The organism is Demequina oxidasica (assembly GCF_000975115.1).
Classification (GTDB): Bacteria; Actinomycetota; Actinomycetes; order Actinomycetales; family Demequinaceae; genus Demequina; species Demequina oxidasica.
In genome coordinates this window covers 192,787-206,141 of the sequence record NZ_BBRE01000003.1, presented here as the reverse complement: position 1 = coordinate 206,141, position 13,355 = coordinate 192,787, and the positions used below count along the sequence as shown (strand labels likewise).

The window sequence follows — 13,355 nt, the reverse complement described above, 5'->3', positions numbered from 1 at the left end:
GGTCGCGCCCGGGTATCGTGGCACCATGACTCGAATTGTCTTGGTCGAAGATGACCCGACCATTTCAGAACCTTTGACCCGTGCTTTGGGAAGAGAAGGCTATGACGTTGAATGGCACGGGACCGGACTCGGGGGTGTGGGTGCGGCGGATGACGCCGACCTCGTCATCCTCGACCTCGGCCTGCCCGACATCGACGGTGTGGACGTGGCGCGACGTATCCGGGACAAGGGCCTCGCGGTCCCAATCCTGATGCTCACAGCCCGCGCGGATGAGGTTGACCTGGTGGTGGGCCTCGACGCTGGCGCCGACGACTACGTCACCAAACCCTTCCGCCTCGCAGAGCTGTTGGCACGCGTGCGGGCACTGCTTCGTCGCCGTACAGGTGCCGACTCGACCACGGACCTCGATGTTGCCGGCGTACGCATTGACGTGGCCGGCCACCGCGCCTACCTCGGTGGCGACGAGCTCCAGCTCAGCGGCAAGGAGTTCGATCTGTTGCACCTGCTCGTGGCGAACGCGGGCTCCGTGGTCTCGCGTGAGACGCTCATGCGTGAGGTCTGGGCCGCCGACTCCGGTGCACCCTCGAAGACGCTGGACATGCACGTGTCGTGGTTGCGCCGCAAGCTGGGTGACGACGCTACTCAGCCGCGGTTCATCACCACGGTCCGCGGAATGGGCTTCCGCTTCGAGAGCAACGTTTAGGCGCCCGCGTGCGTCGTCGCGTACTCCAGGCGACCATCTCGGCGCTTGCCGTCGCGGTGGTGCTGCTCGGCATACCTTTGGCCGTGATGACGGCCACCCTGGTGCGCGACAGTTCGGTCGATAACCTCGACCAGCGTGCTACCACCGCCGCCCGCACGCTCGACGTGCGGTATTCCACTGGCGAGACCATCACTGAGGAGAACCTCAGCTCGTACGTGAGTGACGCGCCGGGGGCGGCGTCCTACATCGTCCTCATTCTCCCGGACGGCACCGAGCTGACGTCGGGCACCGAGCCGGCCCGCTCGTTCTCCGCGTCGCATGTCATGGACAGCGAGCTCGTGGTGCTGATGTATACGTCCTGGTGGGACGTCTTCTGGGCCTCCGCCCGCGCGGTGGGGCTAGTGCTGTTGGTCGGCATCATTGCGGTGCTCGCGGGAATCGCGGTAGCCGTGGTTCAGGCCAACCGACTGTCTAAGCCGCTCGTGTACCTGGCAGCGAGCGCCGAACATCTGGGCTCTGGCCAGGTCAAGCTCAACCTCACCAAGACAGGGGTCGAGGAAATCGACCTCGTGGCCGACGAGCTCAACCGCAGTGCCACCCGGATGGGCGCCAGGCTGGCGAGCGAAAGACAGTTCGCGGCCGACGCCTCGCATCAGTTGCGTACCCCGCTCACCGCCCTCACGATGCGGCTCGAGGAGATTACGCTCGCCTCCAATCAGCCCGAGGTGCAGGAGGAGGCTGAGAAGTCCCTGGAGCAGGTCGAGCGACTCGTGGGCGTCGTGGACGAGCTGCTGGGGCGCACCCGCCGCACGCTGGGATCGGGCACGGAACTGGTGGTGCTCGCCGACGTCTTCGACCAGCAACGCGCCGAGTGGGAGAAGACCTTCACCCAGGCCGGGCGTAAGCTCCGCATCGCCCCCACCGACGCAACGGTGTTCTCGACCCCTGGCGGTCTAGCGCAGGTGTTGGCCACTCTGATCGAGAACTCGCTACACCACGGCGACGGCACCACCATGGTGCTCGCGCGCGAGAGCGGACCCAACCACGCGATCGTGATTGAGGTGCGTGACGAGGGCGAGGGCGTGCCCGAGGACTTGGCGCCGCGCATCTTCGAGCGAGAAGTGACGAGCGGTCGTGGTACCGGCCTGGGACTAGCCTTGGCGCGAGACCTTGTGACCGCCGATGGTGGCCGACTCGAACTCTCTCAGCGCAAGCCCGCGGCCTTCTCGGTGTTCCTGCAGGGAGTACCCGCCATGGGCGACCTCGACGACGTCGTTACGCACGGGCGGGCGGCGCGGAAGAATCGTCGTCGTCGGGACTTGTAACGTCTTCCTCGACGGCTTCCAAGCCCGCCACGGCATCGGCCGCGAAAGCGTCGTCGTTGTTGAACACGAACGCGCGGTAGCCCACGTAGCGCAGCACGGTGCCGAGCGGAAGACCGATCCCGTAGGCGAAGAAGTTGTCAGCGAGCGCGCCCGTGAAGCCCAGCCAGTAATGGGAGACTGCAAGCACGCCGGCCTGGGCAGCCAGCGCCGCCCCGTTGACGAGGGCAAAAATGATGAGTTCCCTGACCGGGCGGTGACCTCGCCGGTCGTTGAACGTCCACCAGCGATGTGCGGCCCACGCGAAAAGGGTCGACACCACGGACGCGATGATCTTGGCGGTGATGACTTTGTTCTCGACGGACAGTGGCCCTAGCAGGAGCAAGTTGAAGACGCCGGCGTCGACAAAGATTCCCGCCACGCCGACCGTGCCGAATTTGGCCAGTTCTCCCGCGCGTCCGCGCACCCACGTACCAATGCTCACGATGTCCGAGCCTAGCCGCCGGTAGGTTGTACCCATGACTTCACCGATTGTGGCCGTTATTGGCGGCGGTCAGCTTGCGCGCATGATGGCGCCAGCCGCCACCGAACTTGGACTTACCCTCCGCGTCCTCGTCGAATCTCCCGAGGCGGCGGCGGCGCTTCCCGCCCACGAATTCGTGGTCGGGATGCCGGCCGACGCCGATGCCGTGGCGCAGTTGCTTGCGGAGCCGCGCCCCGTTGCTCTCACCTGGGAACACGAGCACATCCCGGCCTCTGTATTCGATGCTGCGGAGGCGGCCGGGGTGCCCGCGCGCACCGGTATCGAGGCGCTGGTGTTCGCGCAGGACAAGATTGCGATGCGCGAACGCATGACCGAATTGGGATTGCCGAACCCTGATTGGACCCACGTGACCGACGAGGCTTCGGTGGCGGCCTTCCTGGACGCGCACGGTTCAGAAGCCATCCTCAAGACCGCCCGCGGCGGCTATGACGGCAAAGGTGTCCGAGTGATCTCCGCCGCCGCCCAAGCCGCTGACTGGCTGGAGGGGCGCGCAGAGGGCGGACCCGAACTGCTCGTGGAGCAGAAGGTGCCTTTCACGCGCGAGCTCGCAGTCTTGGTGGCGCGCAGGCCCTCGGGCGATGTCGCGGTGTGGCCCGTAGTTGAATCGATCCAGCGTGCCGGCGTGTGCTCCGAGGTGATTGCCCCCGCACCGGACTTAGCCCCTGCACTGGAGCGTCAGGCGCGCGAGATTGGGGAGCGAGTGGCCACGGAGTTGGGCGTGGTCGGCGTTCTCGCCGTCGAGATGTTTGAGGCAGACGGGCGCCTGGTGATCAACGAGCTCGCGATGCGCCCGCACAACTCCGGGCACTGGACCATGGACGGTTCGATCACGAGCCAGTTCGAGCAGCACCTGCGTGCCGTCGCGGATCTGCCGTTGGGTGACACGTCGCCCCGCGCGCCCTGGACCGTCATGGCCAATGTGCTGGGGGGTGCGCGTCAGGATCTGCCCGGCGCACTCGCGGACGTGAGCGACCCTGGTGCCAAGATTCACCTGTACGGCAAGGGCGTTCGTCCCGGCCGCAAGGTGGGCCACGTCAACGTGTCCGGGGCCGACCAGCAGGAGACCTATGACAGGGCGGTCACGGCCGCCGGAATCGTTCGCGAAGGAGCGCAGCAATGACCGAGAAGCCCGTAGTGGGAATCGTAATGGGGTCGGACTCCGACTGGCCCGTAATGGAGGCCGCTGCGGCTGCGCTGCAGGAGTTCGAAGTGCCGTTCGAGAAGGACGTCGTCTCCGCACACCGCATGCCCGACGAGATGATCGCCTACGGCCGCGAGGCGGCCGGGCGAGGCTTACGAGTGATTATCGCGGGCGCGGGCGGGGCGGCTCACCTGCCTGGCATGCTCGCCGCGGTGACGACGCTTCCGGTGATTGGCGTACCTGTGCCTCTGAAGTACCTCGACGGAATGGACTCGCTGCTCAGCATCGTGCAGATGCCCGCGGGCGTGCCAGTTGCGACCGTGTCGATCGGGGGAGCGCGAAATGCGGGCTTGCTCGCGGTCCGCATGGTGGCGGCGGGCGACGGCGAGCGTGCGGTCGAGCTGCGTCAGCGCATGGCCCAGTTCCAGGATTCACTGCGGGACGTCGCTCACGCTAAGGGCAAGGCCCTACGCGAGGCCTAGAACCCTTCAACGCACAAATGCCCGCCTCGTCGCTAGACGGGGCGGGCATTTGCGTTTGACTCTGGCAGATTAGCCGCAGGCGGCGAGGATCTCCGCTTGCGTCTCGCGCTCTGGCGACGGAGACACGGTGGGCTCAGTGGCCGCATCGGTCACTGACGCATCGGGCGTTGCTGCGGTCGTGCCCGACTCCGCAGCCGTCGTCGTATCAGTGGCGGTCTCCGCGTCGGTCGTCGCTTCAGGTGACAGGCTGGTCGCGTCGACGTCCTCGGGATCAGTAATCGGTTCGTCGGCAACAATCTGCGCGAACATGATGTCGGCATCGGGCGTCCACACAACGTCGCCGTTATTGTCACCCGGGTAGGCCCACGGAACTGTCGCAAACGTGATGTTGGCGGTATCGATGCCGCGCAGGCTGTACGCGAGACCCAGGATGTACTTGACGTTGCCCAGGTCCGGGTCCATGGTCAGCGCCTGTGCGCCGGCCTTCACGAACTGTGTCATGCCACCCACGTCGGTGAGCATGTTGGTACCGAGCGCCTTGCGGAGCACATTCATGAGCAGTTCCTGCTGGCGATCGATGCGCCCTAGGTCCGTGCCTCCGGGCAGTCCCTCTCCGGTGCGCGCCCGTGCGAAAGCGAGGGCGGTCTTGCCATCGAGCACCTGAGGGCCAGCCTCGAGCGACAGCTTGGCCTTCTTGGAGTCAATGTCGTTCGGGATGCACATGGGCACGCCATCGATCGCGTCGATCATCTGCTCGAAGCCAGCGAAGTCTACGACCGCGTAGTGATCGAGCTTGATTCCAGTGAGGTCTGTCACGGTCTGCATGGTGCAGGCGGCGGCCTCGGCGGGATCGCCGTTCTCGCCGCCGTTGGCGAACGCGATGTTGAACTTGCCGGTCCAACCGCGCTTGATCGTGCCATCGAACATGGTGCAATCAGAGACTGCGACGCGCGAATCGCGGGGGATGGACATGAAGTCGATGCGCTCGCGGTCAGCGGAGATGTGCATCACGATTACGGTGTCGGAGCGCATGCCAGCGACATCGCCACCGATTTCCTCGTTCTCCTCGCCCTCACGGGTGTCGGAGCCCATGAGCAGGATGTTGACGTCGTTTCCAGCGGATCCATCCAGCGGTGGCCCGTCGGCCGCTGGGTCGCCCGTGGCATCAGGGTTGGGGTTGTAGAGCGACGCCACATCCTTGGTGGTGAGCGAACTCTGCAGGAGGTAGAAGTTCGTACCGGCGTACGCGACTGCGAAGCCCGCGATGGCAGCCACACCCCAGAGGACTCCCGTCAGCACTCGGTGACGGGGGGCGGTGGTGCCGTGACGGGCACCCTTGTCGCGCCTAGCCATGCGCGCGTTCGCTCGCGGGGAATGAAGCCATTGGTCCTGAACTCTCGATCGTCGTTGCATTGCGGGCGTGGTCAGCGCTCCACGGCGGGTGCTGACGGACTGATCTCGCCTGTCGTGGACATAACGGTTATCGGCACCTTTCGGTTCCCACCTTAAGCGTGAACTCGTGGGGAGTCTACGAGGCGCAATCGTCCAGCAGCGCTTGGGTGTTGGACCTGGAGGCAGAGGCGCCGTCGGTGGACGCGGAAGGCGCCGGTGCGGCGGAGGCCTCGTCGGCATCCTTGTGCCCGTCATCCCATGCCGACGAGGCGTCGCCCTCAGCGATCGCCGTCAGTGGCTCGTCCCCGCGAAGTTGCGCCCAGGTGTCCTCGGCTTCCGGCAGGAGCACAACGTTGGTTCGATCCTCGGTGTACTCCCATGGAACGGTAGCGAACTGGATGTTGCTGCGCTCGATGTGGCTCAGGCTGTATGCCAGACCGAGCAGGTACTTGGTGTCCGCAAGGTCAGGATCCATCGTCATGGATTCGGCCCCGGCACGTACGAAACCCGTGAGATCGCCCACATCGGTCAGTAGGTTCTTGGATAGCGCCGCGGCGGCAACCTGGTTCAAGAGTTCCTGTTGGCGTGTAATGCGCTGTAAGTCGGAACCAGATACGCCGCCAGTCTCCGCGGTCCGGAGCCGTGCGTAGGCGAGTGCGGTTTTTCCATCGAGCACCTGCGCGCCCGCGTCGATGTCGAGTTTGGCCTTCGTGGACGAGATCGCCGCGGGGATGCACATGGGTACTCCGCCAAGTGCGTCGATCATCTGCGTGAATCCGCTGAAGTCCACGACTGCGTAGTGGTCGATGTAGATTCCGGTCAGGTCCTCGACGGTGTTAATGACGCAGGCAGCGGCTTCCGCGGCGTCGCCATGTGAACCGCCGTTGGCGAACGCGATGTTGAAGTCGCCGGTCCACCCCTTCACGGTGCTGCCATCGAAGAGCGTGCAATCAGAAATGGTGACTTGCGTGTCTCGCGGTATTGACACCAGATCCACCCGCGAACGGTCAGCCGCGACGTGCATGATGATGGTGGTGTCGTTGCGCATGCCTTCGAAGTGGCCGCCGATCTCGCCGTTGTCCCCGTCGCGCGCATCGGACCCCATCAAGAGCACGTTGAGCGCCTTACCTGCATCCCCATCGGTGGGCTTCTCCGGGCGGTTGGTGACGATGGTCTCCACGCTGCGAGCGTCGAACGCGTGATCGATCTGGCTGGAGAGGGTCTGCGCATAGACGATGCTGAAGCCAAGGACAGCTGCGACCGCCATCGTCGCCCACAGCCACCATGGACGGGCTGCGTTGCTCGACTGGTTGCGGCGGCGATCGAACGGGGGTGCGCTCACGTTGCGCTCGTTAGCAGGGGGCGGGACATGCCGCCAATTCTAAGGCGGCGACTCGCCGGAGCAGGGTAGGCAGAGTGCGCGCGTTGCAGGGCGTCTCTGGCGCTCGCATGCGTCTGGGTTACGCTCTTTCGGTGCCCACCCTCGCCCCAGTCCAACGTGATGCCCCAGTAAGCGTCGTTATGACGGTGCTCAATGAGGAGGCTCACCTCGCCGCAGCGGTCGATTCGGTGTTGAACAACGGCTTCGAGCCTGGCGTGAACTTGGTGATCGCGGTGGGGCCGTCGACGGACAATACCGCGGCTATGGCTGCGGGTCTTGCCGACCTGCACCCGAACGTGCGCGTGGTCGAAAACCCAACCGGCTTTACCCCAGCCGGACTGAATCTGGCACTCGCCATTTGCGCAGACGACGTGGTGGTGCGCATCGACGGCCACACCGTACTACCGGCCGGATACATCACCCTCGCCGTCAACGCACTCGCCGACACGGGCGCGGGCAACGTCGGGGGGCGCATGGTGCCACAAGCCGATGCGCCGCTCGCTCATGCCATCGCAGTCGCCATGGGCTCACGGTTTGGGCTTGGCAGCGCGGGGCACCGCGTAGGTGGACGCGAGGGTGCGACCGAGTCCGTCTTCCTCGGCTCCTTTCGCCGTGACGCGCTCGCGGCGGTTGGCGGCTACGACGAACACTTCCGACGCGCTCAGGACTGGGAACTGAACTTCAGATTGAGGGAGGCGGGTTACGAGGTCTACTACGTACCCGACATGCAGGTGCCGTATCACCCGCGGTCCACCTGGCGCGCGTTGGCGCGTCAATTCTTCCACTCGGGAGCCTGGCGCCGCGAGGTCGTTGAATCCCACCCGCAGACGGCATCGGCAAGATATCTTGCACCACCAATTGTGGTGGCCGCACTCGTCGCAGGGATTGCGCTTGGGGCGGTCGGACTAGCGACCGGGACGTGGTGGTTGATGCTCGGTTTCGCCTCGCCTATCGCGTACCTAGCAGGAGTGATAGTTGCTGCGGTGGCGCTATGGTCACAGGCGGGGCCGAGGTCCGTAGCGCTCATGCCTGGAGTGCTGATGACCATGCACGTGGCGTGGGGGCTGGGTTTCATCCGTGGAGTGCGTTAGTTTCGACTTGACTCACGGGGATTACAACGGTGTAATTCCTACATGCGGGATTCCTTCCCGCAGCGAACGGAGGACAACCTCATGTGGAATATCTACGAAGGTTCAGTGCCCTCGGACGCAGGCAAGCCCGCCTCGACATTGGCGTCGGTGGTGGACATCTTTGGCGGATCAGACGATGACGGTCCGCTTGCTTGGCAAGAGCGCGCGCTGTGCGCCCAAACCGACCCCGAGGCGTTCTTTCCTGAAAAGGGTGGATCGACGCGTGAGGCAAAGAAGGTCTGCACGTCCTGTGACGTGCGGGGCGAGTGCCTCGATTACGCGTTGGCCAATGACGAGCGCTTTGGAATCTGGGGCGGGTTGTCAGAGCGCGAGCGGCGTAAGCTCAAGCGCCGCGCCGTCTAGCCTGCCCGTCTGCGGGAGCGTGCGATGAATTCAGCGCGCCTGATTGTGCGCGCGATCGTCGTGACTGACGGCCGTGCAGGGCAGTTGCCCGCGGTGCTTGCCTCGCTGGCGAAGCAAGAGGTCCGTCCCGACATTGTCCACGTGGTCCTAGTGGGTGGAGCGATTGCACCGCTCATTCCCACTGAACTCTCCGTCGACGTTATCGAATCAGACGCGACAACCTACTCTGCCGCGATTGACGGAGTCCTCGCCGCGTTCCCTTCGCACTCGCGTGAATACCTCTGGTTGCTGCACGACGACACGGCCCCATTGCCCGGTGCGTTGAGCGCACTGTCCGCGACGGCCCGCAAGCGTCGCCAGGCGGCCGTGGTGGGCGGCGCGCACGTGCGCTGGGACGACACTTCTAAGCTGGTCAATCTGGGAACCTCCGTCTCTCGCTTTGGTGGGCGCCGGGTCACGATGGTGGAGAACGACGACATCAATCAGGGGCAGTACGACGCCCGTGACGACGTGCTCGCAGTGAGCCTCGCGGGTGCGCTGGTGAGGCGCGACGTGTGGGCCGAGTTTGGCGGCCTTGACGCGGGCTTCAATGGTTTTGGCGAGAGCGCGCAGTACTGCAGGCGTGCGTGGATGGCCGGTTACGACGTCGTCATCGTGCCGACCGCGAAGATCCGCCATTCGCAGGAGTCGCTGTACGGACGGCGCACCGGGTCCACCCGCGGGCACCACGCCAGTTACTCCAACCGCCGCACGAGCGAGTGGTTCCACGCGTGCGTCTGGGCGCGCTGGTGGGTGGTGCCACTGCTGGTCCTGTGGATGTTCGTCTCCTCACTGGGCCGGGCGGCAGTGCGCATTGCGCAGAATCAACCCCGAATGGTCGGCGCAGAGATCTCGGTGCCATGGCGGCTTCTTGGCCGCACCCCGCAGCTCGTCGCTGCGAGGCGTACCTCGCAGTCGACGTCCCGCGTCAAGCGGTCGGTGGTCCGCCCACTCCTCGCGAGCCCACTCGCGATCTTTGCGACCCTCCGGGCACGAGAGATGGGTGCGTACGAGCGTGCCCGGGCGGCGGCCACCCCCACGGACATCGTCCGCGCCGACCTCGATGCCGCCCGGCGGCGGCGCCTCAGGGGCCTGTTCGCGGTGATGGCGCTGGGAATCGTAGCCTCGGTCGTGCTGTTCGGAACCTGGATTCCGTCCGTCGTGGCCGGCAGCCAACTCAGCTCACGCGCGTTGGGTGTCACGGAGTTCGGCTGGCATGACCTTTGGCAGCGCACGTTTAGTGGCTGGAGTGACCAGGGCTTTGGTGCGCCCACGCTCGACGGAACATTCGCCGCGCTCCTGACGCCCCTTGGCGCGATGCCCGGTGGCACGCGCCTCTGGATCGGCCTTCTGCTGTGCTTCGCAGTGGCGCTGGCCACAGCATCTGCTTGGTTCGCGGCCGGTGCAGCCACGCGCTCCGCGACAGTACGAGTGCTGGTGGCACTCGCGTACGGCGTGTGGCCGTTCTACCTACAAGCAATCGGCGACGGACGCATCGGCGCGGTGATCACCCATCTGGCACTGCCATGGTTCGTGTTCGCGGTAGTACGGGCGGTCGGCTGGCATCGTGGCGAGCTGGTGGGGGATAGCGAGGAATTCCCCAAGCGCCGCCGCGGCTCAGCGAGCGCGGGAGTGGGTGCCGCAGTGATGATGGCAGTCATTGCCGTGGCCACCCCAGTGCTTTTGGTGCCACTCACCCTGTTGGTTTTGGTAACGGGAGCTTTTGCCGGACGGAACCGCTGGCGCGTGTGGGCGATGCCCTTTCCAGCCCTCGTCGCGTCAGGTCCCGCGATCATTGCTGCGTGGCAGGCAGGGCCGTTCAACGGGGCGGCGTGGCACGTGCTGGCGCGCGAGCCCGGGCCGAGCCTCGTTTCCCCCCTGACTCGCCCCTGGGAGCTACTCCTTGGATTCACCGGCTTCTATACCGACGTGCCCGGACTTGATGACAGCGGAGACCGGTCGGTAGCCATGGTCCTGGGCGCGATCGTCGTCGCAGCGGCGTTGGTCGCGTTAGTGTCACGCCGAGCTACGCTCGCCGTGAGGCTGGGCTTCTTGGTCGCGGCTGTTGGCCTCGTGGTTGCGGCTGCCGCACAACGCTCGGTGGTGACGCTCGCCGATGGTGCGGGTCAGGCCGACGCTAACGGCTGGGCTGGAGCGGGGTCATCACTCGCGCTGATTGGGCTCCTGATGGCGGCAGCGGCCGCCTCGCACGGCGCCTGGCGTGCAGGAAAGGGGAAGTCACGCGCCCTACGACGCACAGCATCGGCCGTCGCTCTCGCGGTGGCCGGACTGGTCCTCGTCGGCCAGGTGGGCGTGTCATCCTGGCCGAGCCAGGCACCCCAGCCGGAGGTATCCGCCGCGAGGGCGGACGTGTTGCCGCTTGTCGCGGGCCTTCAGCAAACGGCGACGGCGCAACCTCGGGTACTGACGCTCTCGATGAACGCTGACTCGGTCGTGTCCTACTCGGTGCTCACGGATGATGGCTCCGTGTGGCTCACCGGCAGGCCGGCCCGATCGTCAACAGGTGAGGTGCTGGCGGCCGGTGGCGAGCCTCTCGCCTCGCCCCAGTCTTTGAGTGATGCTGTCGCGACACTCGTGGGCGGCGGTGCCGGCGCGGACGTGGAGCTGGCCGCGTGGGGCATTGGAGTGATCACGGTGGCTCCGGACTCGCCCCGACTTGAGGGTGCCCTGGCCCAAATCACCGACCTGCAGCTCATGGGAGTCAGCACGCGCGGCACCTCGTACGCGGTGGCTCGGCCGGGATCCGATGTGCCCGTCTCGCGCGCGTGGTTTGAGCCCGCTGATGGTGACGTGCAGATGCTCGACACTTACGGCACCCTCAGCCACGGAGACATCACCAACGCTCAGGGGGGCCGCGTGGTTGTGGCGGTCCCCGCAGATCCGCGTTGGCAGGCGTCGCTCGACGGGGTGTCACTCGCACAGGTCGCGGACGATTACGGCAGACTCGCGTTCGCCGTCGAGGCTGATGCGGGCACCATCGACCTCGACTACGACGACGGGGACTACTCCCGATGGTGGTGGGCGGCCGCGATTGTGGTGGCCTGGTCACTGCTTGGCTCGATTCCGTTGAATGACCGCAGGTACAGGGCGGTGCGCTGATGATCGTCAAGATTCTGACCGGCCTACTCGCAGCGGGGGCGCTGGCGGGTGCCGTGGTCGTCGCGGACCAACTGCCGATCCACGAGCCCGCACCGGCGACAGTTGACCACCTGGCGATCGCCCCGCTCCAGCAGGCCGTCGCGTGCCCCGGACACTTGGAAATCCCGGTGGGGGACATCAGCTCGGGCGACGCCGATCTTGATTCCGGTTCCGACGACGTGCAGTTTGAGACGTTCACCTCGGGATCCAATACCAAGGTCGACTCCGGATTTGCGTCCGATGGCCCAGTTGCGGCGTCGATTGAACGCGTGGGCGGCGGCGACATCGCGGGCCTCGCGGCCGTCACCTGCGTGCGCCCCAGCATGGATCAATGGCTCGTGGGCGGCGCTACCACGCTCGGCGCAAGCGCGCGGCTGGTGTTGACGAACCCTGCCGAGGCGCCCGTCGAGGTCGAGGTAGTCTCCTATGGCCCCATCGGCCAAGAAGAGGAGCCGATGGTGATCGTGGTGGGTCCCGAGTCCCAGCGGTCAGTTCTGCTCGAGGGCACCATTCCGGAGAATCCAGCCCTCACCCTGCATGTGGTGTCCAACGGCACCGGAATCGTGGCGAATGTTCAGGATTCGCGCCTGGATGGATTCGAACCCGCGGGGACCGACTGGGTGACGCGCGCCGCCGACCCCGGCACCAGCATCGTCATCCCTGCTGTTGGTCCGTCCGACCCCAGCGTCGAGGGGGCTAGCGCCTCGGTCTCCCTGCTTGCACCCGAGGGTGCCAACGTGTCTCTCGCGCTCGTTACTGACGACGGCACCAGCGAATGGCCCGGCGCTAGCGAACTCAACTTGGAGCCCGGAGTCGTGACGGTCATCCAAGTGCCCAAACTGAGCGCGGGTGCGGTCGAGGTGCGCTCGGATGCTCCCGTGGTGGCGGCAGGAGTGAGCCGACTCCCGCGCGAGTCACAGACCGGTCGTGACGGCTCGATCGCGTTCGACACCATGTGGGTCGCCGGCCAGAGCGCGTCCGATGCTCCGCACAGCCTTGTGGCGGTGACGGACTCACCGGAGCTCTCTGTGTACGCCAGAGAAGAAATCAGCCTGCGCGTGACCAATCAGGACGGTGAGGTTGTCGCTACACAGGACATTCCTGCGCGCACCGTGCAGCGAGTGTCGGTCGACGCAAGTGCCGGCGACGTTCTGACGGTAGGGGCAGGGGTGGAGTGGGTGCAGGTAGTGAGCACTGACGACGGCTTCGTGACAGCGGTGGCGCCCTCGGACAGCGAAGTCGCTGACCTAGACGTGGCCGTCCGCGTCGATGGCTACGTGCCGGTCCCGTAACGCGAGTCGATCTCGTCGGGTCTGCGGCCCAAGAGGTGGGCCACATTCTCCACCAGCACGTCCCGCACCAGGAACGGCAGATCTGCGGAGTCCGCTCGCTGCTCTAGCGGTCTGCGATACACCACGATGCGTGCTGGCTGACCCGCGTCCGACGGGAACAGGCGGCCCAGCGGCACTCCGTTCTCCCAAGGGGTGGAATGCGAAGGGGGGACACTTTCGGTGCCGAACTCGACCCGACCCCAACGCTGACCCCAGCGCCGCTCGAGGTCTTCCGCAACGTCTAGGACGTAGCCATCGAATGCGTCACTGGGGGATCGGTAGCCCGGCGCGTTGACTGGCAGAAGTGGCGCGCGCAATCCGCGTCCGTGCCTGTCTCGTCGACCCATATGGTGAGGCTATCGCGCGGC

General features: G+C 65.9%; 12 protein-coding genes. 8 read left to right on the top strand and 4 right to left on the bottom strand.

The annotated features are described in order from the left end of the window. Positions 1–25: 25 nt before the first annotated feature. Complete coding sequence (locus AOP77_RS09855) at positions 26–703, top strand: response regulator transcription factor (RefSeq protein WP_061964716.1); 678 nt, start codon at positions 26–28, stop codon at positions 701–703. A gap of 8 nt (positions 704–711) precedes the next feature. Further along, a complete protein-coding gene (locus tag AOP77_RS09850; RefSeq protein ID WP_062213074.1) occupies positions 712–2,028 on the top strand; it encodes an ATP-binding protein in 1,317 nt (438 codons plus the stop codon). On the opposite strand, the gene AOP77_RS09845 is transcribed toward AOP77_RS09850, so the two are convergent. Further along, entirely contained in the window at positions 1,979–2,545 is a 567-nt protein-coding gene (locus tag AOP77_RS09845; RefSeq protein WP_084622527.1) for a GtrA family protein, read from the bottom strand. The genes AOP77_RS09850 and AOP77_RS09845 overlap by 50 nt on opposite strands. Here AOP77_RS09845 and AOP77_RS09840 point away from each other — a divergent pair. After that, positions 2,544–3,689 (top strand): 5-(carboxyamino)imidazole ribonucleotide synthase, encoded by a 1,146-nt coding sequence (locus tag AOP77_RS09840; RefSeq protein WP_062213071.1) that lies wholly within the window; start codon positions 2,544–2,546, stop codon positions 3,687–3,689. The genes AOP77_RS09845 and AOP77_RS09840 overlap by 2 nt on opposite strands. Further along, positions 3,686–4,192: a 5-(carboxyamino)imidazole ribonucleotide mutase gene (gene purE / locus AOP77_RS09835; RefSeq protein ID WP_062213068.1), complete on the top strand. Its 507-nt coding sequence runs from the start codon at positions 3,686–3,688 to the stop codon at positions 4,190–4,192. Before AOP77_RS09840 ends, purE begins: the two co-directional genes overlap by 4 nt. 69 nt (positions 4,193–4,261) lie before the next feature. Here the strand turns inward: purE and AOP77_RS09830 are convergent, their stop codons facing one another. Both AOP77_RS09830 and AOP77_RS09825 read right to left on the bottom strand, forming a co-directional pair. Beyond that, positions 4,262–5,545: an LCP family protein gene (locus AOP77_RS09830; RefSeq protein ID WP_062213065.1), complete on the bottom strand. Its 1,284-nt coding sequence runs from the start codon at positions 5,543–5,545 to the stop codon at positions 4,262–4,264. Positions 5,546–5,720: 175 nt separating this feature from the next. Further along, positions 5,721–6,926 (bottom strand): LCP family protein, encoded by a 1,206-nt coding sequence (locus tag AOP77_RS09825; protein ID WP_062213063.1) that lies wholly within the window; start codon positions 6,924–6,926, stop codon positions 5,721–5,723. 131 nt (positions 6,927–7,057) lie between these two features. Between AOP77_RS09825 and AOP77_RS09820 the strand changes: the two genes are divergently transcribed. From AOP77_RS09820 to AOP77_RS09805, 4 genes are all read left to right on the top strand, one after another. After that, positions 7,058–8,056 (top strand): glycosyltransferase family 2 protein, encoded by a 999-nt coding sequence (locus tag AOP77_RS09820; protein WP_236685811.1) that lies wholly within the window; start codon positions 7,058–7,060, stop codon positions 8,054–8,056. An 81-nt stretch (positions 8,057–8,137) separates the two neighbouring features. Beyond that, the gene (locus AOP77_RS09815; RefSeq protein ID WP_061962799.1) at positions 8,138–8,458 is read left to right on the top strand and encodes a WhiB family transcriptional regulator; all 321 of its coding nucleotides are present in this window, start codon (positions 8,138–8,140) and stop codon (positions 8,456–8,458) included. Positions 8,459–8,482: 24 nt separating this feature from the next. Further along, on the top strand, positions 8,483–11,617 hold the full coding sequence (locus AOP77_RS09810) for a glycosyltransferase family 2 protein (RefSeq protein WP_062213059.1): 3,135 nt from the start codon (positions 8,483–8,485) through the stop codon (positions 11,615–11,617). Further along, entirely contained in the window at positions 11,617–12,948 is a 1,332-nt protein-coding gene (locus AOP77_RS09805; RefSeq protein WP_062213058.1) for a DUF5719 family protein, read from the top strand. The genes AOP77_RS09810 and AOP77_RS09805 overlap by 1 nt, the downstream gene beginning before the upstream one ends. Here AOP77_RS09805 and AOP77_RS09800 read toward each other — a convergent pair. After that, positions 12,930–13,334 carry a metallopeptidase family protein gene (locus AOP77_RS09800; protein WP_084622525.1) on the bottom strand — a complete coding sequence of 135 codons (405 nt, stop codon included), beginning with the start codon at positions 13,332–13,334 and terminating at the stop codon, positions 12,930–12,932. The two genes, AOP77_RS09805 and AOP77_RS09800, sit on opposite strands and share 19 nt — an antisense overlap. Positions 13,335–13,355: the final 21 nt, after the last annotated feature.

Bases quoted from the DNA above. Each gene is read 5' to 3' on its own strand.
- AOP77_RS09800 (WP_084622525.1), bottom strand. From the start codon at position 13,334: ATGGGTCGACGAGACAGGCACGGACGCGGATTGCGCGCGCCACTTCTG.
- AOP77_RS09840 (WP_062213071.1), top strand. From the start codon at position 2,544: ATGACTTCACCGATTGTGGCCGTTATTGGCGGCGGTCAGCTTGCGCGC.
- AOP77_RS09855 (WP_061964716.1), top strand. From the start codon at position 26: ATGACTCGAATTGTCTTGGTCGAAGATGACCCGACCATTTCAGAACCT.
- AOP77_RS09805 (WP_062213058.1), top strand. From the start codon at position 11,617: ATGATCGTCAAGATTCTGACCGGCCTACTCGCAGCGGGGGCGCTGGCG.
- AOP77_RS09830 (WP_062213065.1), bottom strand. From the start codon at position 5,545: ATGGCTAGGCGCGACAAGGGTGCCCGTCACGGCACCACCGCCCCCCGT.
- AOP77_RS09845 (WP_084622527.1), bottom strand. From the start codon at position 2,545: ATGGGTACAACCTACCGGCGGCTAGGCTCGGACATCGTGAGCATTGGT.
- AOP77_RS09810 (WP_062213059.1), top strand. From the start codon at position 8,483: ATGAATTCAGCGCGCCTGATTGTGCGCGCGATCGTCGTGACTGACGGC.
- purE (WP_062213068.1), top strand. From the start codon at position 3,686: ATGACCGAGAAGCCCGTAGTGGGAATCGTAATGGGGTCGGACTCCGAC.
- AOP77_RS09815 (WP_061962799.1), top strand. From the start codon at position 8,138: ATGTGGAATATCTACGAAGGTTCAGTGCCCTCGGACGCAGGCAAGCCC.